21 protein-coding genes are annotated in these 25,919 nt (G+C 72.4%); 5 read left to right on the top strand and 16 right to left on the bottom strand.

Annotated elements, in window-relative coordinates; genetic code table 11:
- Window positions 1-7: 7 nt before the first annotated feature.
- Window positions 8-2,347, bottom strand: coding sequence for an FHA domain-containing protein (locus ACFZB3_RS40295; protein WP_391385945.1), 2,340 nt, complete (start codon window positions 2,345-2,347; stop codon window positions 8-10).
- 69 nt (window positions 2,348-2,416) lie between these two features.
- Complete coding sequence (locus tag ACFZB3_RS40290) at window positions 2,417-2,827, bottom strand: hypothetical protein (protein WP_391385941.1); 411 nt, start codon at window positions 2,825-2,827, stop codon at window positions 2,417-2,419.
- Between the two features lie 749 nt (window positions 2,828-3,576).
- Between ACFZB3_RS40290 and ACFZB3_RS40285 the strand changes: the two genes are divergently transcribed.
- Window positions 3,577-3,744 (top strand): DUF1905 domain-containing protein, encoded by a 168-nt coding sequence (locus ACFZB3_RS40285; RefSeq protein ID WP_391385939.1) that lies wholly within the window; start codon window positions 3,577-3,579, stop codon window positions 3,742-3,744.
- 59 nt (window positions 3,745-3,803) lie between these two features.
- On the opposite strand, the gene mgrA is transcribed toward ACFZB3_RS40285, so the two are convergent.
- Entirely contained in the window at window positions 3,804-4,796 is a 993-nt protein-coding gene (gene mgrA / locus ACFZB3_RS40280) for an L-glyceraldehyde 3-phosphate reductase (RefSeq protein WP_391385936.1), read from the bottom strand.
- A gap of 110 nt (window positions 4,797-4,906) precedes the next feature.
- Here mgrA and ACFZB3_RS40275 point away from each other — a divergent pair, with 110 nt between their 5' ends.
- Window positions 4,907-5,821 (top strand): LysR substrate-binding domain-containing protein, encoded by a 915-nt coding sequence (locus ACFZB3_RS40275; RefSeq protein WP_391385932.1) that lies wholly within the window; start codon window positions 4,907-4,909, stop codon window positions 5,819-5,821.
- Between the two features lie 145 nt (window positions 5,822-5,966).
- Window positions 5,967-6,482: a DinB family protein gene (locus ACFZB3_RS40270; protein WP_391385928.1), complete on the top strand. Its 516-nt coding sequence runs from the start codon at window positions 5,967-5,969 to the stop codon at window positions 6,480-6,482.
- Here ACFZB3_RS40270 and ACFZB3_RS40265 read toward each other — a convergent pair.
- From ACFZB3_RS40265 to ACFZB3_RS40235, 7 genes are all read right to left on the bottom strand, one after another.
- Window positions 6,464-7,534, bottom strand: coding sequence for an adenosine deaminase (locus ACFZB3_RS40265; protein WP_391385925.1), 1,071 nt, complete (start codon window positions 7,532-7,534; stop codon window positions 6,464-6,466). The genes ACFZB3_RS40270 and ACFZB3_RS40265 overlap by 19 nt on opposite strands.
- 38 nt (window positions 7,535-7,572) lie before the next feature.
- Window positions 7,573-7,965: a VOC family protein gene (locus tag ACFZB3_RS40260; protein WP_391385922.1), complete on the bottom strand. Its 393-nt coding sequence runs from the start codon at window positions 7,963-7,965 to the stop codon at window positions 7,573-7,575.
- A 158-nt stretch (window positions 7,966-8,123) separates the two neighbouring features.
- Complete coding sequence (locus tag ACFZB3_RS40255) at window positions 8,124-9,056, bottom strand: M48 family metalloprotease (protein ID WP_391386161.1); 933 nt, start codon at window positions 9,054-9,056, stop codon at window positions 8,124-8,126.
- A complete protein-coding gene (locus ACFZB3_RS40250; RefSeq protein ID WP_391385920.1) occupies window positions 9,056-9,436 on the bottom strand; it encodes a BlaI/MecI/CopY family transcriptional regulator in 381 nt (126 codons plus the stop codon). The genes ACFZB3_RS40255 and ACFZB3_RS40250 overlap by 1 nt, the downstream gene beginning before the upstream one ends.
- 692 nt (window positions 9,437-10,128) lie before the next feature.
- Complete coding sequence (locus ACFZB3_RS40245) at window positions 10,129-11,034, bottom strand: oxidoreductase (RefSeq protein ID WP_391385918.1); 906 nt, start codon at window positions 11,032-11,034, stop codon at window positions 10,129-10,131.
- A 58-nt stretch (window positions 11,035-11,092) separates the two neighbouring features.
- Window positions 11,093-11,803 carry a glycoside hydrolase family 19 protein gene (locus ACFZB3_RS40240; RefSeq protein WP_391385915.1) on the bottom strand — a complete coding sequence of 237 codons (711 nt, stop codon included), beginning with the start codon at window positions 11,801-11,803 and terminating at the stop codon, window positions 11,093-11,095.
- A gap of 221 nt (window positions 11,804-12,024) precedes the next feature.
- A complete protein-coding gene (locus ACFZB3_RS40235; RefSeq protein WP_391386158.1) occupies window positions 12,025-13,479 on the bottom strand; it encodes an aldehyde dehydrogenase family protein in 1,455 nt (484 codons plus the stop codon).
- 228 nt (window positions 13,480-13,707) lie between these two features.
- On the opposite strand from ACFZB3_RS40235, the gene ACFZB3_RS40230 reads away from it, so the two are divergent.
- Window positions 13,708-14,757, top strand: coding sequence for an acyl-CoA dehydrogenase family protein (locus tag ACFZB3_RS40230; RefSeq protein WP_391385912.1), 1,050 nt, complete (start codon window positions 13,708-13,710; stop codon window positions 14,755-14,757).
- Between the two features lie 144 nt (window positions 14,758-14,901).
- Window positions 14,902-15,774, top strand: coding sequence for a formyltetrahydrofolate deformylase (gene purU, locus ACFZB3_RS40225; RefSeq protein WP_391385910.1), 873 nt, complete (start codon window positions 14,902-14,904; stop codon window positions 15,772-15,774).
- A 58-nt stretch (window positions 15,775-15,832) separates the two neighbouring features.
- Here purU and ACFZB3_RS40220 read toward each other — a convergent pair whose 3' ends face one another.
- From ACFZB3_RS40220 to ACFZB3_RS40195, 6 genes are all read right to left on the bottom strand, one after another.
- Window positions 15,833-16,435: a sarcosine oxidase subunit gamma family protein gene (locus tag ACFZB3_RS40220; RefSeq protein ID WP_391385907.1), complete on the bottom strand. Its 603-nt coding sequence runs from the start codon at window positions 16,433-16,435 to the stop codon at window positions 15,833-15,835.
- Window positions 16,428-19,643 carry a sarcosine oxidase subunit alpha family protein gene (locus ACFZB3_RS40215; RefSeq protein WP_391385904.1) on the bottom strand — a complete coding sequence of 1,072 codons (3,216 nt, stop codon included), beginning with the start codon at window positions 19,641-19,643 and terminating at the stop codon, window positions 16,428-16,430. The genes ACFZB3_RS40220 and ACFZB3_RS40215 overlap by 8 nt, the downstream gene beginning before the upstream one ends.
- Window positions 19,644-19,654: 11 nt before the next feature.
- The gene (locus ACFZB3_RS40210) at window positions 19,655-20,887 is read right to left on the bottom strand and encodes a sarcosine oxidase subunit beta family protein (protein WP_391385901.1); all 1,233 of its coding nucleotides are present in this window, start codon (window positions 20,885-20,887) and stop codon (window positions 19,655-19,657) included.
- Complete coding sequence (gene glyA / locus ACFZB3_RS40205; RefSeq protein WP_391385898.1) at window positions 20,884-22,167, bottom strand: serine hydroxymethyltransferase; 1,284 nt, start codon at window positions 22,165-22,167, stop codon at window positions 20,884-20,886. Before glyA ends, ACFZB3_RS40210 begins: the two co-directional genes overlap by 4 nt.
- A gap of 117 nt (window positions 22,168-22,284) precedes the next feature.
- A complete protein-coding gene (locus ACFZB3_RS40200; RefSeq protein WP_391385895.1) occupies window positions 22,285-24,723 on the bottom strand; it encodes an FAD-dependent oxidoreductase in 2,439 nt (812 codons plus the stop codon).
- A gap of 222 nt (window positions 24,724-24,945) precedes the next feature.
- Window positions 24,946-25,911 (bottom strand): glycine betaine ABC transporter substrate-binding protein, encoded by a 966-nt coding sequence (locus tag ACFZB3_RS40195; RefSeq protein ID WP_391385892.1) that lies wholly within the window; start codon window positions 25,909-25,911, stop codon window positions 24,946-24,948.
- Window positions 25,912-25,919: the final 8 nt, after the last annotated feature.

Raw genomic sequence — 25,919 nt, 5'->3', positions numbered from 1 at the left:
CGGTCGCCTACTTCCGCATCACGGCCGGTTCGTGGCGGCGCAGCAGCCGGGACAGCACGCAGCCGAAGACGACCGCCAGCACCACCAGCATGACCATGTTCCGCAGCCAGACGCCCGCCGAGTGCCGGAAGAGGGGGTCGGCGGTGAGGGTGCCGGGCACGATCCGGTGCAGTTCGACGGTGCCGGCCATGGCGCCGAGCGCCCACCGCGAGGGCACCAGCCAGGCGGCCTGTTCGAGTCCTGGCACGCCGTTCAGTTTCAGCAGGGTCCCGCAGAAGACGACCTGGACGACGGTGAGCAGCACAAGCAGCGGCATCGTCACCTCCTCCTTGCGGACCAGCGCGGAGATCAGCAGGCCGAGCATCATCGCGGTGAAGGAGAGCACGGCCACGGCGACGGTGATCTCCAGCAGGGGCGGCATCAGCACCCCGTCGCCGCCGGGCGCGTTCAGGTCGACGCCGGCCAGGCCGACCTGGGTGAGCACGACCGCCTGGAGCACGGTGATGGCGCCGAGGACGACGACCTTCGACATCACGTACGCCGATCTGGGCAGGCCGACGGCTCTCTCGCGCTGGTAGATGACCCGTTCCTTGACCAGTTCGCGCACGGCGTTGGCGGCGCCGGTCAGCACCCCGCCCACGCACAGGGTGAGCAGCGCGTTGGTCGCGGTGTCGAAGGTGAGCTTGTTGCCCGCGACGGCGCGGGCCATGGCGCCCATCACGAACGGCAGCCCGATCATGATGGCGAGGAAGGTCCGGTCGGCGGCGAGCGCGGCCGCATAGCGGCGCACCAGCGTCGAGAACTGGGCGCTCCAGCTGCGCGGTCGCGGCGGCGGGGCCGCGGCCACCGGCCCGGAGCGCGGCACCACCGGCTGGGCGCTGGAGTTCACGATGTACTTCCGGTGGTACGACGAGGCGCGGTACTCCCCCGCCCAGTCCCGGCCGGTGTCCCGCTCGAACGCCTCGAACGCCTCGGGCCACTCGTCGAACCCGAAGAAGCCGAGGGCGTCGCCGGGCGGTCCGAAGTAGGCGGTCCGGCCGCCCGGCGCGAGGACCAGGAGGCGGTCGCAGACGTCGAGGCTGAGCACGCTGTGGGTGACGACGATGACGGTACGGCCGTCGTCGGCGAGGCCGCGGAGCATGTTCATCACCGAGCGGTCCATCCCGGGGTCGAGCCCCGAGGTCGGCTCGTCCAGGAAGAGCAGGGACGGCTTGGTCAGCAGCTCCAGGGCCACGCTGACCCGCTTGCGCTGCCCGCCGGAGAGGCTGTGCACGGGCTGTTCGGCGCGCTGTTCGAGGCCCAGTTCCCGGATGACCTCGTCGACCCGCTGCCGGCGCTCGGCCTTCGCGGTGTCCTCGGGGAAGCGCAGTTCGGCGGCGTAGGTGAGGGCGCTGCGCACGGTCAGCTGGACGTGCAGGATGTCGTCCTGCGGGACCAGTCCGATGCGCTGGCGCAGTTCGGCGTAGTCGCGGTAGAGGTCGCGGCCGTCGTAGAGGACGGTGCCGTGCTCGGCGGGGCGCTGGCCGGTGAGGGCGCCGAGCAGGGTGGACTTGCCGGCGCCGCTCGGTCCGACCACCGCCAGCAGGCACTTCTCGCCGACCGGGAAGGAGACGTGGTCCAGCAGGATCTTGCGGCCGTGGTCGACGGCGACGGTGAGTTCCTGGACGTCGAGGGAGACCTCGCCGGTGTCGACGTACTCCTGCAGCTCGCCGTCGACCAGGCTGAACGCCGAGTGGCCGATGCCGACGACGTCGCGCGGGCCGAGCGGGGCGCGGCCGACGGCGCGGCCGTTGAGGTAGGTCCCGTTGTGGCTGTCGAGGTCGACGATCTCGTGGCTGCCGTCGGGGTGGGTGCGCAGTTCGGCGTGGTGGCGGGAGACGATCAGGTCGTCGAGGACGATGTCGTTGTCGGTGGCCCGGCCGATGCGGACCGTGCGGGCCGGGAGCCGCCGTACCGAGGAGGGCTGCCGGAAGGTGCCGGTCCGGGCGGGCATGGAGACGGCGGAGGGGCGGTCCGCGGCGGGTGCGGGGCGGCCGCTCAGGACGGCGGACGGCCCGTCGGCGGGGCTGCCGAAGCGGATCACGGTGCCCGGTCCGACCTCCCACTCGCGGATGCGGCGGCCGTCGGCGTAGGTGCCGTTGGTGCTCTGCTCGTCCTCAAGGGTCCAGTGGCCCTCGTCGGGCCGCAGCACCGCGTGGTGCCACGAGACCCGGGCATCGTCGATGACGATGTCGCTCAACGGGTCCCGCCCGACGTGGTAGTCGCGGCCCGGGCTCATCACCGTGGATCCCGTGTCGGTCTCCAGGACGAGTTCGGGCGCCGTCGAGGCGACCGGCCACTCCGCCATGAGCAGAATTCTACCGATCGGTCCCCTTCCGCGCCTGGTCGTGGCCGCCCGGGCGGCGGCTGTCACGCGTCAGGCGACGGGGACGACGAGGGCCGGGATGGTGCGCTGCATCCTCAGGGCGTCGATGGACTCGGCGAGCAGTTCGTACTCCGTGGTGTCGTCCTGGAGCGCGATCCGCACCAGCCGCCCGTCGGCCAGCTCGTCGGCGACCAGTTCCTGCCGGGCCGTGTCGGCGCACCAGGCGCGCAGCAGGCCGGGCACGTCGGAGACGGTCTCCGCGACCGGGACGAGCGCCCCCTGCGGGAACCGGGGGTTCTCGGGTAAGGGGTCGAGGCGTTCCGCGATCCAGGTGGCCCGGTCCCGTAACCACCACAGCGCCAGTGCCAGGGTCGGCGCACGGTAGGTGCCGAGCGGGACGCCGATGCGTTGCCCGCCGCACGTGCCGTATGCCGTGACATGGCACAGGAATTCGTCGTGCACGATCACTCCCCCGTAGCTCGCCGGTGTGCCGTCGCGGCCGGGTTTCCGTGCGGCTCCTGTGCGGTGAAGTGCTCCTGACATTCGAGTATGTTCACTTTCGAAACACTGTCACCACACCTTTCCAGCCAGTCTCTTGGCATATTCCCCCTGCGAATTGGCCGATATGCGCGAGCTGCGTAGAGCTGCCTTCATTACCCGAGGGGCGACCGGCCCGGCACGCGGACCGGGGCACGGTGGGGCCGGCGGACCGCCGCAAGCCGCCGCCCGTCCCTGACCAGCGGCGACGACCCCGGTGGAGGCCGATGCGCCCGGTCCGTGAACACCGACCGTCACCGGGCCGCCGCCGCCCGCCGCTTCACGGCCTGGAACACCACCGGGCCGGAGGGGCCGGGCAGGCCGGTCGCCGGGGCCTGCGCCCCGGAGGGCGGTCACACCCGCCCTCCCCGAGCAGGGGCACCGAATCCGCGCAGCTCACGGCCGTGCCCGCGGCGGCGCTCCGGCAGTCCCCGGGTTCGACCCCGGTCCGCCCCGGGTCGTCGACGGCCACCACGACACCGCCCGCTTCGGCCGGGAACCGGTGCCCCAGGCGGAAGGCCGCGCTCCGGTGGCCGGTTTTGGCGCGGGTCACGCTCAGTGAGCACGGCCGGGGCGTGAGCCGGCGCCCGCGACTGGTTCACGCGCTCGCGATGAGTGCACGCGCTCGCGGCGGTCGCCCGGCCGAGAGCGACCACCGCGAGGAAAGGACCCTCATGAGTACGACCACACTGCTGGACGTGGAATTCACCGCCGTACTGCGCCGCGGCCCGGCGAAGGGCGGCACCCACAAGCTCCCCGTGCGGGCCGACGTCCGCAGGGCGATCGGAAAGGGCGAGGGGGACGCGGTGTGCGTCCGCCTCGCCGAACGGTTCACCGTTTGACGATCGAGCCGGTCACCGGGTGACGATTCGGGTCGGCCACCGGGCGCCGGTCGCCTCGATCACCGGTTGACGATCGCGTCGATCCGCGCCACCTCCTCCGCGTCGAAGTCGAGGTTCCCGACGGCGCCGACGCAGTCCTCGACCTGCTGCGGGCTGCTGGCGCCGATCAGCGCCGAGGTCACCCGGCCGCCGCGCAGCACCCAGGACAGGGCGAGCTGGGCCAGGGTCTGGCCGCGGCCCTTGGCGACCTCGTCGAGGTCGCGCAGCTGGGCGACCAGGTCCTCGGTGACCGCGTCCGAGTTCAGGAACGGGCTGTCGCTCGCGGCCCGCGACCCCTCGGGGATGCCGTCGAGGTAGCGGCCGGTGAGCAGGCCCTGCTCCAGCGGGGAGAAGACGATGGAGCCGACCTGGAGCTCGTCGAGGGCGTCCAGCAGGCCCTCGGTCTCCGGGCGGCGGTCCAGCATCGAGTAGCGCGGCTGGTGGATGAGGAGCGGGGTGCCGAGCTCGCCGAGGATCCGGGCGGCCTCGCGGGTCTGCTCCGCCGAGTAGTTGGAGATGCCGACGTAGAGCGCCTTGCCCTGCTGGACCGCGGAGTGCAGGGCGCCCATCGTCTCCTCCAGGGGAGTCTCCGGGTCCGGGCGGTGCGAGTAGAAGATGTCGACGTAGTCCAGGCCCATCCGGGTCAGGGACTGGTCCAGCGAGGACAGCAGGTACTTGCGCGAACCCCACTCGCCGTACGGGCCGGGCCACATCAGGTAGCCGGCCTTGGTGGAGATGATCAGCTCGTCCCGGTAGGCCGCGAAGTCGGCCTTCAGTGCCTCACCGAACGCGGACTCGGCGGCGCCGGGCGGCGGGCCGTAGTTGTTGGCGAGGTCGAAGTGCGTGACGCCGAGGTCGAAGGCGCGGCGCAGGATGGCGCGCTGGGTCGTCACGGGCCGGTCGGGCCCGAAGTTGTGCCACAGGCCGAGCGACAGCGCGGGAAGCTTCAGGCCGCTGCGGCCGCTGCGGCGGTAGGGCATGTCGGCGTAGCGGTCGGGGTGTGCGGTGTACAACGCGACTCCAGAGGGGTGGGCACAGGTCTACCGGTGCCACTCTTTCCCGAGCCGCGGGAAGCGGTCCAACAGGAGAATCCGATGGAATTGTGCGGCTAGGCTGCTCAATCATGGAACTGCGCCACCTCCAGCACTTCGTCGCCGTCGCCGAGGACCAGCACTTCACCCGGGCCGCCGAGCGGCTGATGGTGTCCCAGTCCGGCCTGTCCGCGTCCATCCGGGCCCTGGAGCGGGAGCTGCGGGCGCCGCTGTTCGTGCGCACCACCCGCCGGGTGACGCTGACCGAGGCGGGCCGGGCGCTGCTCGGCGAGGCGGAGCGCATCCTCGCCCAGGTCCGGTCGGCGCACGAGGCGGTGGCGGCGGTGCAGGGCGTGCTGCGCGGGACACTGGCGCTGGGCACCGAGCAGTGCATCGCCGGGGTGCACGTGGCGGGGCTGCTCGCCGCGTTCCGGCGCCGCCACCCGGACGTGGAGATCCGGCTGCGGCAGGCCGGCTCGGGCGCGCTCGGCGAGGAGGTGGATGCGGGCCGGCTCGACCTGGCCTTCGCCTACCGCACCCAGGACGACACCGACCAGCTGCGCTCGGTGGCCCTGACCGGCGAGCCGATGACCGTGCTGTGCCATCCCAGCCACGGGCTGGCGACGGCGGGCGTGGCCGTGACCCCGGAGGACCTCGGCGGCGAGGTGTTCGTCGACTTCCACCCGGACTGGGGCCCGCGCCGCACCACCGACGCGGCCTTCGCGTCGGCCGGGGTGCGGCGGACGGTCGCCCTGGAGGTCAACGACGTGCACAGCCTCCTCGACCTGGTCGACGAGAACCTCGGCGTCGCCGTCGTACCCCGCCACTTCCGCCACAAGCGCCCCACACTGACCGCGCTCGCGCTCAAGGACACCGACGAGACGGCGTACGAGACGGTCGCCCTGCTGCCGCCCGAGACGGCCACCAGCCCGGCGGCCCGGGCGCTGATGACCCTGCTCGAAACAGGGGGCCTGGCCACACCCGCGGACGAGGCCTGTCCCTCCTGACCCCGGCTGCCGGTCGCCGCGGACTCGCGGAGGTCCGACCGGCGAGCCGGTGGCCCGGGTGCACCTGCCGGGCCGGGTGCCGCCGGGCTTCCACGGAAGCCGGATTCCGGACGCATGACGACCGGCGATGCGCGATCGTGGTCGCATGCATGCAAGGGACATCCTCATCGACGGCTTCGGCCGCATCCAGGAAGAAGTCCACGCCGCCCTCGACGGCGTCGGCCCCGACCTGCTCAACAAGCTCCCTGCCCCCGGTGCCAACTCCATCACCTGGCTCGTCTGGCACCTCACCCGGATCCAGGACGACCACATCGCCGACGCCTTCGACCTCGACCAGGTGTGGCTGGCCCAGGGCTGGGAGAAGCGTTTCGGCCTCGACCTGCCGCCCCATGACCACGGGTACGGCCACACGCCCGCCGACGTCGCGAAGGTCACGGTGGACTCCGGCGACCTGCTGACCGGCTACTACGACGCGGTGCACGAGCAGACCCTGGGGGTGCTGCGCCAACTTCCCGCGACGGCCCTCGAACGGATCGTCGACATCCGCTGGGATCCGCCGGTCACGCTGGGCGTACGCCTGGTGAGCGTCCTGTCCGACGACCTCCAGCACGTCGGACAGGCGGCCTACCTGCGGGGGCTGCTTCAGAGCGCGGCGGCGTAACCCGGCAGGACGACGTCCTCGATGAGGGCCCTGCGCTCGTCGAACGGGATGAACGCGCTCTTCAGGGCGTTCACCGTGACCGTGCGCAGGTCCTCGACGGTCCAGCCGGCCTCCTCGACCAGCAGGGACATCTCCCGGGTCATCGTCGTCCCCGAGACCAGCCGGTTGTCAGTGTTGAGGGTGACCCGGAAGCCCAGTTCCTTCAGCGCGGTGATCGGGTGCTCGGCGATGGAGGTGGCGCAGCCGGTCTGCAGGTTGGAGGTGGGGCACATCTCCAGGGCGATCCGGCGGTCGCGCACCCAGCCGGCGAGCCGGCCGAGCTTGCCGTCCACGATGTCCTCGGTGATGCGGACACCGTGCCCGATCCGCTGGGCGCCGCAGGCCTGGACCGCCTGGTGGATGCTGGGCAGGCCGTAGGCCTCACCGGCGTGGATGGTGAAGGGCACGCTCTCGTCGCGCAGGTACCGGAAGGCGTCCAGGTGGTCGGCGGCCGGGAAGCCGTCCTCGGCGCCGGCGATGTCGAAGCCGACGACACCGGCGTCCCGGTAGGCGACGGCCGTCTCGGCGGCCTCGCGGACCCGGTCGAACATCCGCATCCCGCACAGCAGCGTGCCGACACGGACGGGCGTGCCGGCGGCAGCGGCCTTCGCCATACCGGCCGCGAGCCCCTCCTGCACGCTCTCCACGACCTCGTTCAGCGTGAGCCCGCCCCTGACGTTCAGCTCCGGGGCGTAGCGCACCTCGCCGTACACCACACCGTCGGCGGCCAGGTCGAGGACGTACTCCTCGGCGACCCGCCGCAGCCCCTCCTTGGTCTGCAGCACGGCGAGGGTGTGCTCGAAGGTGGCTATGTAGCGGACCAGGTCGCCGGAGCTGGCGGCCTCGAAGAACCAGGCGGCCAGCTCGTCGGGGTCGGTGGCGGGCAGGGTGTGACCGACCTCGGCCGCGAGCTCGACGAGGGTGGCGGGGCGCAGGCCGCCGTCGAGGTGGTCGTGGAGGACGGCCTTGGGGAGGCGACGGATCACGGCTGCGTCTACGCGCGTAGCGGTCATGGTGGGGGTTTCCTCGGCAGGTGGTTCGGAGCGGTCGGTCAGGCGGCGGGCTGGAGCAGGTCCCAGCGGTTTCCGTAGAGGTCCTGGAAGACGGCGACGCTGCCGTACGGCTCGTGCCGCGGCTCCTCCAGGAAGGTCACGCCGGCGGCGGTCATCCGGGCGTGGTCGCGGGCGAAGTCGTCGGTGTGCAGGAAGAACCCGACCCGGCCGCCCGTCTGGTCGCCGACGCGGGCCCGCTGCTCCTCGTCCTTGGCGCGGGCGAGCAGCAGCCCGGGGCCGTCCCCCTCCCCGCCGGGCGCCACGACGACCCAGCGGGAGCCGTCAGGGCGCGGCGTGTCCTCGACCAGCCGGAAGCCGAGAGCCCCGGTGTAGAAGCGGAGCGCCTCGTCGTAGTCGCGGACGACAAGGGTGACCAGGGCGACGCGTCGCATGGGGGCCTTTCGGTGGAGCGGTTAGCGGGAGAGGTTATACGTAAAACTACGGGGATGCCAGTCGCCCGTGCGGAAACCTCACCGGTGCGCCCTGCAAGGGGCGCGAGGAACCGCGCGACCAGCCCCCACCGGCCCGCAGCCGACCGCCGGCACGGCCCCTACCGCTCCGCCTCTCCCTGCGCGACCTCCACCCGGTGATGAAAGTCGATCATCCCGGTCGCGGAAGCGGCACACGAGAGCCCCGCGCAAGCCACCAGCAGCAGCACGGCGCCCCACACCCCCGCCCGCCGCCGTACCCGCGGAGCGGCCAGCAGCGCCTGCACCCGCTGCGGCACCGGCCCCGACGCGGCCCCCGGCACGAACGCCGGCCGCTCGACGCCCCCGCCCTGCCCCGCCAGCGCGGCCCTGGCGATCGCACGGGCCGTCAGCCGCCGGTCGCCCACCGCGCTCGCCGCGGCCTCGTCGGCGGCCCGCTCCACGGCCAGCCGGATGACGTCCCGGACCCCGCGCAGCGCCGGATGGCAGTGCGCCACGAGCTCGGCCGCGGCGAGGTAGTAGTGATGGCCGCCCGCGTTGTGCGCACGTTCGTGCGCGAACAGCGCCTCCCGCTCGCTCCCGTCGAGGCTGCGCAGCATCCCGGTGGTGACCACGATCCGGTTCGGCCTGCCGGGCAGCGCGTACGCGTCCGCACACGGCGAGTCGACCACGCACAGGTCACCCGCCGTGGGCCCGCGCCCGGCCTCCGTACGGGCCGCGCGGAAGGCACGGACCTGCCTGAGCACCGTCCGTGCGAGCGTCCAGGCGCATACGGCGAGGCCGCCCACCGACACCGCGGCCAGCGGCAGCACGTAGCGGTCGGAGGCGGTGTGCAGTGGCCGGATCAGCTCGCCGAGCGCGGCGAAGAACGGCAGCTTGAACAGCCCGGTGAGGACGAACGCGCCGAGCGCGGCGAGCGAGCACCCCGCGAGGACGACGGCCGAGCCGGTGATCGCCCGGAGCGCGACGGCCGGGGCCAGCCGGTCGAGCGCCCGGCGGGCCAGGGGCGGCAGGGCGAACGGCAGCAGCAGCGGCAGGACCAGGAGTGCGATCATCATCCACCGGATTGCTCGTCGGCTTCGAGCAGGCCGCGCAGTACGCGCTCGTCGTCGGGGTTGAGCTGGGCGACGAAGCGGGCGAGCACGGTCTCCCGGTCGGCGTCCCGGTCGAGTTCGGTGTGCATCCGCTTCGCGGTGAGGCCCTGCGCGTCCTGGACGGGGACGTAGGCGTAGCCGCGCCCCTGCCGGTGCCGTTCGACCACGCCCTTGTCGTGCAGCCGGGTCAGGATCGTGGTCACCGTCGTGCGGGCCAGGTCGGTGCCGAGGCGCAGCTGCACCTGCCCGGGGGTCTGGGGCGCACCGGCGGCCCAGAGCGCCGCCATGACGCTCGCCTCCAGTTCGCCGGCCGGCCGGCGTTCGTCCTTCGGGTCGGCCATGGAAGGTCCCTCACCCCTTCTTCGTCCTCGGTCCGCAGACCGTCTACGGCAGTGTAGTCAGCCCGGCGGCGGCCACCGCCCGTGAATCCATTATGGGGAGCCCGCCGCGCGAGGTGGCCCGACCGCAGACCGGGGAACCGTCACAGGGCATGCGCTGCCGGGGCTGGGAGGCGGGCCCGAGGCGCGGAGCGGGCCCGGCCGACGGCTTCGCGGCCATGAAGAGCGCGGACCCGGCCCGTCCCCCGAGTCTCGCAGGCTCGGCGCCCTCGCCCTCTCTGGAGCCGGAGACGGACATCGGGGTGGCCACGGCGGACGGCGACGGGCCGCCCTGTCCCGTCCCGTTCCGGTTCGTCCGGCGCGCGGACGCGGTGCGGCTGTCCGCCCCCGCCGACCCCGGCCGGGCGCGACCCGCGGGACGGCGGCCGGGCCCTGCTCGGGCTCGGGCTCGGGGACGGGGACGGGCGGGACGTCGTGCTGCCCGACGGGGAGGCGGCCGTCCTCGCCCCGGCCGACGTGCCGGGGCGGCGGCCGGGGCGCTGCGAGCGCGGACGGGCCGGGACCCGCGCCGGGACAGCCCGTCGTACGCGTTCCGCCGGATCCGGCCGTACCCGGTGCGGGCCCGGCACGGGGAGCGCCAGCTGCGCGGTCGGCACCTGGTGCGGGACGGGGTGCGGGCGGTCCGGGCCGGGACGTCAACCGGCCTTGGCGTGGACGGCGTTCAGCCGGGTGAGCTCGTCCTCGGTGAGCCGGACGGCGCCGGCCGCCACGTTCTCGGCCAGGTGGTCCGGGTTGCCGGTGCCGGGGATGGCGAGGACGTGCGGGCCCTGGTGCAGGGTCCAGGCGAGGCGGATCTGGGCGGGGGTGGCGTCGTGGGCGCGGGCGACGGCGAGGACCTCGTCGTCGTGGTCGGCGGTGGCGCCGAGCGCCCCGGCGTCCCCGGCCACGGCGAAGAACGGCACGAAGGCGATGCCCCGTTCGCCGCAGATGCGCACGACCTCCTCGGTGGCGGGGTTCGCCGCGTCGAGTCCCCAGCGGTTCTGCACGCACACCACCGGCGCGATGGCCAGCGCCTCGTCGAGATGGCGCGGTTCGACGTCGGAGACGCCGAGGTGCCGGATCAGCCCCGCCTCGCGCAGTTCGGCGAGGGCGCCGAAGTGCTCGGCGATCGAGTCCTGGCGCATCCGGCGGAGGTTGACGACGTCGAGGTGGTCGCGGCCGAGCTGGCGCAGGTTCTCCTCGACGTGGCCGCGCAGCTGGTCGGGGCGGGCGGAGGTGCCCCACTCCCCGTGGTAGTCGCGGTAGGGGCCGACCTTGGTGACGATGACCAGGTCGTCGGGGTAGGGGGACAGGGCGGTGTTGATGAGTTCGTTGGCGGAGCGCAGGGCGGAGAAGTAGAAGGCCGCCGTGTCGATGTGGTTCACGCCGAGTTCGACGGCCTTGCGCAGGACGGCGATCGAGCGGTCGCGGTCGCTCGGCGTGCCGTGGTGGAAGGCGGCGCTGCCCGTCAGCCGCATCGCGCCGAAGCCGAGGCGGTGGACGGGCAGGTCGCCGAGTTTCCAGGTGCCGGAGGCGTCCGCGGTGATCGTTTCGGAGGTCATCGACGGAGTCTGGCACACGATCCTGACGACGTCCCCGAGGACGATCCTGACTGCGGGGTCAGCAGGAGAGGTTGCTGCCGGCCGGGACGCCGAGGATCTGGGTGAACTTCTGGTAGGCGCTGACCCGGCTCTGCACCTGCGCCGGGTTCTTGCCGTCGCACTCCAGGGAGCCGTTGATGGAGCGGATGGTCTGGCCGAAGCCGGCCTGGTTGACCATGGCGTTGTGGCCGGTCATGGTGCCGGGGCCCTTCTGGGTGTTCCAGTACCAGAGGCCGGTCTTCCAGGCCACGGCGGAGTTGTTCTGCACTTGCCAGGGGTTGTTGAGGAGGTCGATGCCGAGCGCGTCGCCCGCGGCCTTGTAGTTGAAGTTCCAGCTGAGCTGGATGGGACCGCGTCCGTAGTAGGCGGACTGCCCTGCGGGGCAGCCGTAGGACTGGCTCCGGTCGCAGTAGTGCGAGTAGTTGGCGGTGTTCTGCTCGACGATGTAGACGAGTCCGCCGGTCTCGTGGCTGACGTTGGCGAGGAAGGCGGCGGCCTCCTGCTTCCTGACGGTGTCGCTGCCGGTGTTGGCGAAGGCCGGGTAGGCGCTGAGGGCGGCGGTGAGACCGCTGTAGCTGTAGAACGAATTCCGGTTCGGGAACATCTGGTTGAACTGCGCCTCGCTGACGACGAAGCCGGCGGCGGAGGCCGAGGGGGCCGCCTGGAGCACCAGGACGGAGCCGCCTATGGCCAGCGAGGTCAGGAGTGCGGCGATACGGCGCCTCAACACGGGTCAACTCCTTTGCGGAGCACGGCCGCGCCCCTCGGAGGGGGTGCGGCCGCGGTGGGGGGTGTGGGGCACACTCAACTGCCTTGGTCTGTACCAGTCAAGGGTGTAGACCAGTCAACCGGCCGTCGGCCCCCGGGCCGTGGCAACCGCGCTTGCGCCAGGGAACACGGAAACCGGGCCCGGCCGCGTCGGTGCGGTCGGGCCCGGAGGGTGGGCGCGGGTCAGCTCAGGGGCTTGCTGAGGATCGCCTTGCGGTGGCTGAACGTCTCGATGGAGTAGCGGCCGTGGTAGCTGCCCATGCCGCTCTCCCCCACCCCTCCGAACGGCAGGTCGGAGACGGTGAGATGGGCGAGCGGCAGGCCGTGCCCGAGGGCACCGGAGGACGTCTCGGCGGCGAACCGCTCCCGGGTGGCGTCGGATCCGCTGAACACGTAGAGCGCAAGGGGCTTGTCGCGGTCGTTGACGAAGCCGATCGCGCTGTCGAGGTCCGGGACGGTCACGATGGGCAGGATCGGGCCGAAGATCTCCTCCTGCATCACGGGGGACTTCGGGTCGACGTCGGCGAGCACGGTGGGCGCGATGTACTTGGCGGCGCGGTCGGTGTCGCCGCCGACGGCCACCCGGCCCGAGCCGAGCAGTGCGCTGAGCCGGTCGAAGTGGCGCTCGTTGACGATCCGGCCGTACTCGCCGGACTCCTTGGGCTCGCCGCCGAACAGCCCCTCGACGGCTCTGGCCAGGGCGGGCTCCAGGGCCGCGGCCGTCTCAGGGTCGGTCAGGACGTAGTCGGGGGCCACGCAGGTCTGCCCGGCGTTGAGGAACTTGCCGCGCGCCAGCCGCTGCGCGACCACGGCGAGGTCGGTGTCGCGGTCGACGAACGCCGGGGACTTGCCGCCGAGTTCGAGGGCGACCGGGGTGAGGTGCTCGGCGGCGGCGCGCATGACGATCCGGCCGACCACGCCGTTGCCGGTGTAGAAGATGTGGTCGAAGCGCTCGGCGAGCAGGGCCGTGGTCTCCGGGATGCCGCCCTCGACGACGGCGACCGCCTCGGTGTCGAGGTAGGCCGGGAGCAGCCGGGCCAGCACGGCCGAGGTCGCGGGGGCCAGTTCGCTGGGCTTGGCGACGACCGCGTTGCCGGCGGCGAGGGCGCCGGCCACGGGGGCGAGCAGCAGCTGGGCCGGGTAGTTCCACGGGGCGATCACGAGGACGACACCCAGCGGGTCGTACTGCGTCCAGGCGGACGCGTCGCCGCCCAGGTGCTCGGGGACCGGCGCGGACTCGGGGCGCAGCCACTCCGCCAGGTGGTCGAGGGTGTGGTCGATCTCCCGGACGGTGAAGTCGATCTCCGAGCCGTAGGCCTCGCGCGTGCTCTTGCCCAGGTCCGCGTGGAGGGCCGCGGCGATCTCGTCGCCGCGCTCCGTGAGCAGGGCGCGCAGCCGACGGAGCTGGCCGGTGCGCCACTCGACGGGCTTGGTGCGGCCGGAGCGGAAGGTGGCGCGCAGCCGGGCCACGGTGTCGGCGGGCTGCTCGGGGGTGGGCTGGTTCACGGATGCCTCGCTGGTGATGCGCTCGGGCCGCACGGCCCGACCGGGGTCTCGACGATCAGATGCATATTGCAACCTTTCATGGACCGAAGTAAATTCCGGCAGCCCGAAACTACTGGGTTTGACGAAGGTCACATCCGCTCGGCCGGTGAGTCCGCACCGCCGCCGTTCGAGGTGTACCCGTTCGGGCAGGCGGCCGGCGGGCGCGACGGCCGCGTCGTCCTCGGCCACCGCCGTGAGGCGTGCCGCGAGATGTCCTGCGGGAAGACCCGCGGGGAGACCCGTGGGGTGATCCCGCCTTCGACACGAACGGCGGGCCGCCGGATCGACACCGCGCGCCGGGAAGGCGAAAGAATCTTCGCCATGACCATCGCCGCGCATCCGCTCGTCGCCCGTGCCCGGGAACTCGCCGACGGGCTCCTCTCCCCCGCCGCCGAGCGCGTCGACCAGGAGGGCGTTCCCCCGAGCCACATCGAGGCGGTCAAGCGCTCGGGCCTGCTGGGGCTGAACGCGCCGGTGGCCTACGGCGGCTCGGCGGCGCCCGCGGCCGTGGTGCGGGAGACGGCGGAGATCCTGGCCGGGGCGTGCTGCTCGACCTGGTTCGTGCAGACGCAGCACCAGACACCGGTGCTCACCCTGGCGGGAACCGACCTGCCGGTGCGGGAGCGCCTGCTGGGCCCGCTGGCGCGCGGTGAGCTGCTGTCGGGGGTGGCCTACGCGCATCTGCGGTCGTATCCGCGGGTCCCCGTCCGGGTCCGGCGGGACGCGGGCGGGTGGCTCTTCTCCGGCACCGTGCCCTGGTTCACCGGCTGGGGCCTGAACGACGTCCTGCTGCTGGCCGGGGTGACCGAGGACGACGAGGCCCTGTTCGCCTTCGTCGAGGCACGGGAGCAGCCGGGTCTGCGGCCGTCGGAGCCGATGCGGCTGGCCGCGCTCACCGCGTCCCGGACGGTCTCCCTGGACCTGGACGGCCTGCGGGTGCCGGAGGAGGCGGTCGCGCTCCGGATGCCGTTCGCGCGGTGGGCGGCGGCGGACCGCCCGAAGACCCGCAACGCCAACCCGGCGGTCTTCGGGATCGCGGAGGCCGCGCTGGCGCTGGTGGCGGAGGAGTACGCGGCCGTGCTGCGGGGCCGCCTGGCGGAGATCCGCCGCCGGGCCTACGCGCTGGCCGACCATCCGGTGCCGGACGAGCACGTGGCGGAGCGGCTGGCGGTGCGGACGGAGGCGTTCACGCTGATGCGTGCGGTCACGACCGCGGCGGTGGTGACGGGCGGCGGCCGGGCGATGTCGCTGGACCACCGCGCCCAACGGCTGGCCAGGGAGGGTCTGTTCCTGCTGGTCCAGGGACAGACGAGCGAGTCGCGTGCGGCGCATCTGACGGGACTCGCGGAGCCGCACCACTCCGGCAGGTGAAGCGATCAGCGGCTGATGGGCGTTGCGCATCATACAAAGCGATGCGCCAAGTAGAACGTGACCTCTTGACCCGTCGCCCCTCTTGGCTGGACCATGTTGCGTATCACTCACATTGTTGCGCAATGCGCATCAGGGAGGATGTTCATGTCTCCTCGACCGCAGCCCGGCCGCGAGTTCGTCCTCACCCTGTCCTGTCCCGACCGGGCCGGTCTGGTCCATGCCGTCACCGGCTTCCTGGTCGGCCACGGCGGCAACATCCTGGAGAGCCAGCAGTTCGACGACCGGCTGGAGGACCGCTTCTTCATGCGGGTGCACTTCGACGTCCCGGACGGCGCGGTCTCGCTGGAGGAACTGCGCGCCGGTTTCGTGCCGGTCGCCGAAGAGCACCGGATCACCTGGCGGCTGAACGACGCCTCGACGCCGACCCGCACCCTCATCATGGTCTCGAAGTTCGGCCACTGCCTGAACGACCTGCTGTTCCGCAGGTCCACGGGCGCGCTCAACATCGAGATCCCGGCGATCGTCTCCAACCACCGCGACTTCGAGCCGCTGGCCCGCACCTACGGCATCCCCTTCCACCACATCCCCGTGACCCGGGACACCAAGGCGGAGGCTGAGGCCCGGCTGCTGCGTCTGGTCGGCGAGCTGGACGTCGACCTGGTGGTGCTCGCCCGCTACATGCAGATCCTCTCCGACGACCTGTGCAAGCAGCTCGACGGCCGGGCCATCAACATCCACCACTCCTTCCTGCCGAGCTTCAAGGGGGCCCGGCCGTACGTCCAGGCACACCACCGCGGCGTCAAGCTCGTCGGCGCCACGGCGCACTACGTGACGCCCGACCTCGACGAGGGTCCGATCATCGAGCAGGACGTCGTCCGGGTGAGCCACTCGCACGCCCCTGACGAGCTGGTGGCGCTGGGCCGGGACGTGGAGGCCCAGGTGCTCGCCCGCGCCGTGCGGTGGCACAGCGAGAGCCGGGTGCTGGTCAACGGCCGCTGCACGGTCGTCTTCCGCTGACCCCACGAACCGCGGGCCCGCACCCCAGTCGGGGTGCGGGCCCGCGGTTCGTGCTGCCTCAGACGTGTTCCACGGCCGCGTCCAGCAGCCAGTCCACCAGGTAGCCGGCGAAGGACGAGCGCACCAGCACCCAGAAGCCGGCCCTGGTCTCGTCCCGTGCGACCAGCACGACCTGGGTGCGGGCCAGCGTGGTCTGGGCGCAGCGGCCCGGGCCGAAGGCACGGGGGTGCAGGTCCAGGGCGCAGCCGTGGGCGAGCAGGTCGCGGGCGCGCGGGCCGCCGACCAACAGGGTGGTGCGCTGGGCGGAGACGTCGGTGACGGCGACCGGTTCGTCCCCGGCGGCCGCGCGGATCCGGTCCTCCAGCTCCCGCTCGGTGTCCGGCCGGCCGACCACCAGCCATTCGTCGGGGCCGAGCCACACCGCGGTCACCTCCCCCGCGTGCACCACGGTGTCGGGTTCCAGGGGCAGTTGGAGCCCGAGAGCCAGTCCGACGGCGTCCGCCGCCGGGCTCTTGGCGTCGAGGCGGACGTTCACCTGGGCCAGGAACGGGAGTTCGGCCAGCCGGAGCGCGCCCCTGGAGGAGCGGGTCAGGGCGGCCAGGCGGGGCGCGGCGTCGGCCAGGGGGCTGCGCGGCCGTGCGGTCAGGGCGGTGTCAGCCATCGCGGCGGGCTCCCTCGGGGTCGTAGAGGACGGGGCTTGCGACGGTCACCGGCAGCAGCTGTTCGCCGACGGGGGCGTAGAGGCGTTCTCCGATACGGTCCCGGCCGCCCTTGACCAGGGCGAGCGCGAAGGTCCGGCCGAGGGCGGCGCTGCGGTAGCTGGAGGTGACGTGGCCGAGCATCGGCACGGGCGGGGCGGGCAGTTCGCCGTCGGCGATCAGCTGCGTGCCCTCCGGGAGGAAGGCGCCGGGGTCGTCGGTGAGCAGGCCGACCAGGTGCTTGCGGTCGGGGCGCACGGCGTCGGCGCGCGCGTAGGAGCGCTTCCCGATGAAGTCGGGCTTCTTCTTCGACACCGCCCAGCCCATGCCGAGGTCCTGCGGGGTGACCGTGCCGTCGGTGTCCTGGCCGACGATCGGGTAGCCCTTCTCGGCGCGCAGCACGTGCATGGTCTCGGTGCCGTACGGGGTGATGCCGTACGGCGCGCCCGCCTCGTACAGCGCCTCCCACAGCGCGACGGCCTGCCACGGCGACACGTTGATCTCGTAGGCGAGTTCGCCGGAGAAGCTGATCCGGCAGACCCGGGCGTCGATGCCGGCGACGGAGGTCTCCCGCCAGGCCATGAACGGGAAGTCCTCGTTGGCCACGGCGAGTCCGGGTGCGAGCGAGCCGAGGACCGCGCGGGACTCCGGGCCGACCAGCGCGACGGTGGCCCAATGCTCGGTGACGGAGGTGCAGTGCACCCGCAGCTCCGGCCACTCGGTCTGGAGCCACTCCTCCATCCAGTCCAGGACGGCCGCCGCGTTGCCGGTCGTGGTGGTGACCAGGAACCGGTCGGTGGCGAGCCGGATGACCGTGCCGTCGTCGAACACCATCCCGTCCGGGCGGCACATCACGCCGTAGCGGATCATGCCGACCTTCAGGGTGCTCATCATGTTCGTGTAGAGCAGGTCCAGGAAGCGCGCGGCGTCCGGGCCCTGGACGTCGATCTTGCCGAGGGTGGAGGCGTCCATGAAGGCCACGCCCTCGCGGGCGGCACGGCACTCGCGGAGCACGGCGGTCTCCATGTCCTCGCCGTCCCGCGGGTAGTACCAGGGCCGCTTCCACTGCCCGACGTTCTCGAAGAGCGCGCCGTGCTCCACGTGCCAGCCGTGCAGGGCCGTGGTGCGGACCGGGTCGAGCAGGGCTCCCCGGTCACGGCCGGCGAGGGCGGCGAAGGAGACGGGGGTGTACGGCGGCCGGAAGGTGGGCAGCCCGAGCGCCGAGATGTCCACGCCGAGGAGTTCGGCGACGACCCCGCTCGCCAGCACGCCTCCGGTCCGGCCCTGGTCGTTGGCGGTGCCGGCCGTGGTGTACCGCTTGGTGTGCTCCACCGAGCGCAGGCCCGCGCCGGTCGCGCGGGTCAGGTCGGCCACCGTGACGTCGCGTTGGAGGTCGACGAACCGGGGGGCTTCGCCGGGGACCGTGAAGACGTGCATGGGCGGGGTGTACGGCTGCGGGGCCACGGCGGGCAGGGCGGGGGGCTCGGCGGTGTATCCCTCCGCCGCCACCGCGCGGGTACCGGCCGCCGCGCCCTGGGCAAGGGCCGTGGCGAGGTCGAACGCCCCGTTCGCGGCGCCCGCGACCGCCACCGCCTGACGGCAGCTGTCGGGCACGAACGTGCCGAGTTCCTCGTCGTGGCGGAGCTTGCCGCCCGCCTGGCTGAACAGGTGCGCGACCGGGTTCCAGCCGCCGGAGACGAGGAGCAGGTCGGCGGCGAACTCCCGCTGCGCGCCGCTGCCTTCGTACGGGGCGACGGTCACGGCGGTGAGCCGGTCCGGGCCTTCCGTGCCGGTGACCGCGTGGCCGGCCAGCACCTCGGTGCCGGCGGACCGGGCGCGCTCGGCCCACTCCCCCGGCTCGGGGCGGGTGTCGACGATCGCGGCGATGGCGACTCCGGCCGCCGCGAGTTCGAGGGCGGCGGCGTAGGCGCTGTCGTTGGTCGTGAAGACGACGGCCCGGCGGCCGGGGAGCACGGCGTACCGGTGCAGGTAGGTGCGGGCCGAGGTCGCCAGCATCACGCCGGGGCGGTCGTTGTCGCCGAACGCGAGGGAGCGTTCGTGGGCGCCGGTGGCGAGGACGACGTGCCGGGCGCGGATCCGCCAGACGCGTTCGCGGGAGACGTGCGGCGGGGCGTCGGCGCCGAGGTGGGTGGTGCGGCGCTCCACGGCGAGGAGGTGGTTGTCGTCGTAGTGACCGAAGACGGTGGTGCGGGGCAGGACGCGTACCTCGGGGGCGGCTTCGAGGCGGGCGCGGGTGGCCGCGACCCAGTCGAGGTGCTCGCCGGTGCCGAGGAGGCTGCCGCCGGGTTCGGGCTGGTCGTCGGCGAGGATGACGCGGGCGCCGCCGGCGGCTGCCGCCGCGGCTGCCGCGAGGCCGGCCGGGCCCGCGCCGACCACCAGGAGGTCGCAGTGCGCGTGTACGGCGTCGTAGCGGGCCGGGTCGGGGGTGGTGGCGAGGCGGCCCTGGCCGGGGAGGCTGGTGGCGACCAGGCCGTCGTGGAGTTCGACGGTGGTGGCGGGGAGCATCGGCTCGGGGAAGGGGGCCTCGATCTGGACGACCGCGTTGGGCTCCTCGACGCCCGCGGAGAAGATGCCGCGGGGGCGGCCGAGCTTGATGCTGGTGGCGGCCTGGATGACGCCGTTGGCGAGGAGGGCGGAGGCGAGGGTGTCGCCTCGGTAGCCCTGGTATTCGGTGCCGTCGAAGGTGAAGGTGAGGGGGGTGGTGCGGTCGATTCGGCCGCCGGTGGGGGTGCGGAGAGGGAGGTCGCCCCCGCCGCCCCTACCCGTCCCGTCCTGAAGGGGCGCTGCCCCTTCGACCCCGCCGGGGGCTGCGCCCCCGGACCCCGCTTCGGCCTGGACGGCCTCGTCCTCGAACGCCGGACGGGCTGAAAGAGGCGGCGGCGTCGGACGCGGCTCTCCTGCCCTGTACACCGTCAGGATCTCGTTCGTCGAGGTGTCGCGGACCGCGTTGAACCACCTCCGGCAGCCTGCCGCGTGGCTCCAGCGTTCCGCGAACGGGCCCTTGGGGTTGTCGCGGAAGAAGAGGTACCGGGCCCACTCCTCGTCGGTGAGCGACGACGGGTCCTCCGGGTACGGCACGTGGGCCTGGCCGCCGTAGTGGAACTCGGTCTCGTCGCGGGGCCCGCACCACGGGCAGGGGATGAGCAGCATGGTTGGGCTCCCTAGTGGGCCACCGCGGCAGCGCCGTGCTCGTCGACGAGCGCGCCGGTGGTGAAACGGTCGAGCGAGAAGGGGGCGTTGAGGTGGTGAGGGGTGTCGTGGGCGATGGTGTGGGCGTAGACCCAGCCGACTCCCGGGGTGGCCTTGAAACCGCCGGTCCCCCAGCCGCAGTTGAGGTAGAGGTTGTCCACCGGGGTGAGGCCGACGATCGGGGAGGCGTCGGGGCTGACGTCGACGATGCCGCCCCAGGTGCGCAGGACGTGGGCGCGGGCGAAGACCGGGAAGAGTTCGAGGGCCGCCGCCATCTGCTCCTCGATGATGTGGAACGCGCCGCGCTGGGTGTACGAGTTGTACGCGTCGATGCCCGCGCCCATCACCAGTTCGCCCTTGTGCGCCTGGCTCACGTATACGTGCACCGCGTTCGACATGACCACCGTGGGGTGGACCGGCTCCAGCAGCTCCGACACGAGGGCCTGCAACGGGTGGCTCTGCAGCGGGAGTTCGATGCCGGCCATGGCCGCCAGGACCGAGGTGTGGCCGGCCGAGCACAGGGCCACCTTGCCGGCCGCGATCGGGCCGAGGGTCGTCCGGACGCCCACGACCCGGCCGTCCACCACGTCCAGCCCGGTGACCTCGCAGTTCTGGATGATGTCGATGCCGGCCGCGTCCGCGGAGCGGGCGAAGCCCCAGGCCACGTAGTCGTGCTTGGCGATGCCCGCGCGGGGCTGGTAGGTGCCGCCGAGGACCGGGTAGCGCACCTCGGGCGAGGTGTTGACGATCGGGCAGACCTCTTTGACCCCGTCCGCGTCCAGCCACTCGGCGTCGACGCCGTTGAGGCGGTTGGCCTCGACCCGGCGGACGCTGTCGCGGACGTCCTGGAGGCTGTGGGCGAGGTTCAGGACGCCGCGCTGGGAGAAGAGGATCGGGTAGTCGAGTTCCTCCTCCAGGCCCTCCCAGAGCTTCAGCGCGTGCTCGTAGATGCCGGCGCTCTCGTCCCACAGGTAGTTGGAGCGGATGATCGTGGTGTTGCGGGCCATGTTGCCGCCCGCCAGCCAGCCCTTCTCCAGGACGGCGACATTGGTGATGCCGTGGTTCCTGGCCAGGTAGTGGGCGGTGGCCAGGCCGTGTCCGCCGCCGCCGACGATGACGACGTCGTACGACCGCCTGGGCTCGGGCGTGCGCCAGAGGAACTCCGGGTGGTCGGGGAGGTCGGCGCCTGGGGTGCTGGGGCTCATCGGACGTCTCCGTCGTGCGAGAGGTGCGGGTAGAGCGGGTGCTTGGCCGCGAGTGCCTCGGTGCGGGCGCGCAGGGCGGCGGTGTCCGGCTCGGGCCGGAGGGCGAGCGCGATCACGTCGGCGACCTCTGCGAAGTCCTCCTCGGTGAAGCCCCGGGTGGCCAGCGCGGGGGTGCCGATGCGCAGGCCGGAGGTGACCATGGGCGGGCGCGGGTCGAAGGGGACGGCGTTGCGGTTGACGGTGATGCCGATCTCGTGGAGGAGGTCCTCGGCCTGCCGGCCGTCCAGCGGGGACTCCCGCAGGTCGACGAGGACGAGGTGGACGTCCGTACCGCCGGTCAGCACCTTCACGCCGGCCGCGGCCGCGTCGGGCCGGGTCAGGCGTTCGGCGAGGATGCGGGCGCCGGCCAGGGTGCGGGCCTGGCGCTCGGTGAACTCCGGTGACGCGGCGACCTTGAAGGAGACGGCCTTCGCCGCGATGACGTGCTCCAGCGGGCCGCCCTGCATGCCGGGGAAGACCGCCGAGTTGATCTTCTTGGCGAGGTCGGCGTCGTTGGTGAGGATGACCCCGCCGCGGGGGCCGCCGAGGGTCTTGTGCGTGGTGGTGGTCACGACGTGGGCGTGCGGGACGGGGCTCGGGTGCAGGCCCGCCGCCACCAGGCCCGCGAAGTGCGCCATGTCGACCATCAGCAGGGCACCGACCTCGTCGGCGATCCGGCGGAAGGCCGCGAAGTCCAGCTGCCTCGGGTACGCCGACCAGCCCGCGATGATCATCTTCGGCCGGTGTTCCTTGGCGAGCCGCTCCACCTCGTCAAGGTCGACCAGGTTGTCGGTCTCGGAGACGTGGTACGGCACGACGTTGAGCATCTTGCCGCTGTAGTTGATGCGCATGCCGTGGGTGAGGTGGCCGCCGTGCGCGAGGTCGAGGCCGAGGATGGTGTCGCCGGGCTTGAGGAGGGCGAAGAAGACGGCGGTGTTGGCCTGGGCGCCCGAGTGCGGCTGGACGTTGGCGAACCCGGCCCCGAAGAGGGACTTGACCCGTTCGATCGCCAACCGCTCGGTGACGTCGACGTGTTCGCAGCCGCCGTAGTAGCGGCGCCCGGGGTAGCCCTCGGCGTACTTGTTGGTGGCCACCGAGCCCTGCGCCTCCATCACGGCGGTGGGCGCGAAGTTCTCGGAGGCGATCATCTCCAGGGTGGACTGCTGCCGGTGCAGCTCGGCACGGAGCGCGGCATGGACCTCGGGGTCGAGCTCGGCCAGGGGTGTGTTCAGCGCGTTCATACGGGTTCCGCGATCCTTTCGACTGTCGGGGCGATGGGCGCGCCCCAAAGGGGCGCGGGGAACTGCGCGACCAGCCACGACGAGCCCGCAGCCGAACAACGACGCCACCCGGATCCGTCACCCACGGAGCCGGCTCATCCCCGGGTCGAACAACGGCTCCTCGGCCACCACCGCGTCCACCCGCTGGTCGAAGTACCCGATCTGGACCCCGGTCCCCGGCACCGCCAGCTCCGCCGGCAGCCACGCGTACGCGATCCCCTTGCCGACCGTGTAGCCGTACGCCGCGCTGGTCACGTAACCCACCGCACGGTCACCGTCGTACACCGGCTCCTTGCCCATCACGACGCCCCGCGGGTCGTCGATCGTGAGGCAGCTCAGCCGGCGCCGTACGTCCGTCTTGCGCCGCTCCAGCGCGGGCTTGCCGACGAAGTCGCCCTTGTCGAGCTTGACGGCGAAGCCGACGCCGGCCTCGTAGGGGTCGTGCTCGTAGGTCATGTCGGTACCGAAGGAGCGGTAGCCCTTCTCCAGACGGAGGCTGTTGAAGGCGCCGCGGCCCGCGATGATGCCGCCGAGCGGCTCGGCCGCCTGCCAGAGGGTGTCCCAGAGCTTCTGGCCCTGGTCGGCGGTGGTGTACAGCTCCCAGCCGAGTTCGCCGACGTACGACAGCCGCATCGCGGTGACCGGCACCGAGCCGATGTAGGCGCGCTTGGCGCGGAAGTACTTGAGGCCCTCGTTGGAGAAGTCCTCGTCGGTGAGGGGCTGGAGGACCTCGCGGGCGAGGGGGCCCCACAGGCCGATGCAGCAGGTGCCGGGGGTGATGTCGCGGACCTGGACGGTGCCGTCGGCGGGGAGGTGGCGAGTGAACCAGTCGAGGTCGAGGTTGCCGTTGGCGCCGACCTGGAAGAGGTCACGGGCCAGGCGGGCCACGGTGATGTCGCTGCGGATGCCGCCGTCGTGGTCGAGGAGCAGGGTGTACGTCACCGAGCCGACCGACTTGGCGACCTTGCCGGTGACCAGGCCCTCCAGGAAGTCGGCGGCGCCGGGGCCGCTGATCTCCAGGCGCTTGAGGGCGGTCATGTCGTACATCGCGACGGTCTCGCGGGTGACCTGGGCCTCGGCGCCGACGATCGGCGACCAGTAGCGGGCGGCCCAGTCGTTGGGGGTGGGGATCGAACGGCCTTCGAGCAGGTCCGCGTTGGCTTCGTACCACTGGGGGCGCTCCCAGCCGTTCGCCTCCAGGAAGAACGCGCCGTGTGCCTGCTGGCGGGCGTGGAAGGGGCTGGTGCGGATGGGGCGCGGCTTACCGGAGGGCTGGAGGGGGTGGAGGATGTCGTAGACCTCGACGAAGTTCTGGCAGTCGCGGGCCAGGACGTACTCCGGGGCGAGCTGGTGGGGCTCGAAGCGGTTGACGTCGCACTCGTGCAGGTCGAAGGACGAGCAGTGGCCGTCCACCAGCCATTCGGCGACCGCGCGGCCGACGCCCGCGGAGTGGGTGACCCAGACGGCCTCGGCGACCCAGAAGCCCTTGACGTCCGGGGACTCGCCGAGCAGCGGGTAGCCGTCGGTGGTGAAGGAGAAGAGACCGTTGATGCCCTCCTCGATCTTGGCCTCGCGGGTCGCGGGGAGGAGGGACTGCGTCTCCGTCCAGGCGTCCTCGAAGTCGTCCTCGGTGAACTTCAGGACGGAGGGCATCTGGTCGGCCTCGTCGACGGAGAGGATGTCGTCGGCGGAGACCGGCATGGGGCGGTGGCCGTAGTAGCCGATGCCGATGGCGTCGAAGCGGTCGCGGTAGTAGAGGTCGGCGTCCTGGTGGCGCAGGATCGGGCGGACCGCCTCCTCGGTCCGGCCGGCCAGGGCGGGGACCGGGCCGGTCCAGGCGAGCTGGTGGGCGAGCGGGGTGAGCGGGAGGTTCATGCCGACCATGCGGGCGATCTTCGGGCCCCAGATGCCGGCGCAGCACACGACGATGTCGGCGGGGAGTTCGCCCTGGTCGGTCAGGACGCCGGTGACGCGGCCCTCGCTCTGCCGGACGTCGAGGACCTCGTGGCGGGCGAGGAAGCGGACGCCGCGCTCGGTGGCCCGGCGGATCTGGGCCTCGACGGCGAGGACGGCCTTGGCGAGGCCGTCGGTGGGGACGAGCAGGCCGCCGAGGACCCGGTCGCGGTTGACCAGCGGGTGCTGTGCCACGCACTCGTCGGCGGTCAGCAGGCGCGCCTCGATGCCCCAGGCGGTGATCCAGCCGTGCCGGCGATGGAGTTCGGCGAGGCGCTCCGGGGTGGTGGCCACTTCGAGGCCGCCGACCTGGAGGAAGCAGGGCTTGCCGTCGACGTCAAGGGAGCAGAACTTCTCGACGGTGTAGCGGGCCAGCTCAGTCATGGTCTTCGAGGGGTTCGTCTGGAAGACCAGGCCCGGGGCGTGCGAGGAGGAGCCCCCCGTGGCCGGGAGGGGGCCCTGGTCGACCACGGTCACCTCGGTCCATCCGCGCGCGGAGATCTCGTCCGCGAGGGCCGCTCCCACGACGCCCGCTCCGATGATGACCACTCGGGGTCCCGCCATCGCCCAACCTCCGAACTTGAGACCGGTGCAGTTGCTTTGTGCGCAACGTGATTCAGGCTGCGCAACTCAATGTGCCCGTCGCCGAGGAGGGGTGTCAAGAGGGTGGTGATCCGGCGGAACGGACCGTGGCACGGCCTGCGGAACGGCAACGCCCGGCGGGCGGCGCGCACAGCTGCGCACCGCCCGCCGGGCGTCCCGGAACGGTTCCTCCCGCGGTCCTCGCTACTTCAGCCAGGCCTTGACCTTGTCGGGGTTGGCGTCGACCCACTTCTTGGCCGCCGCGTCGTCCGACAGCTTGTCCACCGCGATGTACTTGGCCACGGTGTTCTGGTCGTCGTTGGTCCAGTTGAAGTTCTTCACCAGGTCGTAGGCCGGGCTGCCCGACTTGGCGAAGCTCGCGCTGACGATCTTGTCGAGGTCGTAGACGGGGTAGTCGCAGGCGACCTTCGCCGCGTCGGCGTCGCAGCCCGTCGTGTACTTCGGCAGGGAGACCTTCTTCAGCGGCACCTCGGACAGGAACCACTGCGGTTCGTAGAAGTAGCCGATGAGCCACTGCTTGTTCTTCTCGGCCGTTCTGAAGGCCTGGATGAGCGCGGTCTCGCTGCCCGCGTACACCACCTTGAAGTCCAGCTTCAGGTTCGTCACCAGGGCGGCGTCGTTGGTGACGTACGACGGGTCGCCGTCCAGCAGCTGGCCCTTGCCGCCCGACTCGGACGTCTTGAAGTTGGACGCGTACTTGTTGAGGTTCTTCCAGTCGAGGATGTCGGGGTGCGCCTTGGCCAGCCACGGCGGCACGTACCAGCCGATGATGCCTTTGTTGCCCGTCGAGCCGGCCTCGACGGCCGTCTTCTGGCCGGCGACGTACTTCTTCTTCAGATCGTCGTGGCCCCAGTTCTCCAGGACGGCGTCGACCTCGCCGGTCCCGAAGCCCTGCCAGGCGATCTCCTCCTTCAGGTCCTTCTTGTTGACCGTACAGCCGAGGTTGTGCTGGGCGACGTACGCGACGACCGCCGCGTCCGCCTCGTAGCCCACCCAGGGGTTGACGGCCAGGTTGAAGGTGCCGCACTTGCCGCCCGAGGACGTCGAGCCGGCGGAACTGCTGTCGCCGACCTTCGCCCCGCCGCAGGCGGTGAGGGTGAGGCCGAGGACGGCCAGGCCGGCCGCGCCGGCTCGCCAGTGTTGTGCCATGGTGTCGA

The sequence above is a fragment of the Streptomyces sp. NPDC008092 genome (assembly GCF_042957285.1).
Lineage (GTDB): Bacteria > Actinomycetota > Actinomycetes > Streptomycetales > Streptomycetaceae > Streptomyces.
The sequence above is the reverse complement of the archived record's forward strand: the minus strand, read 5'-3'. Positions and strand labels throughout refer to the sequence as shown.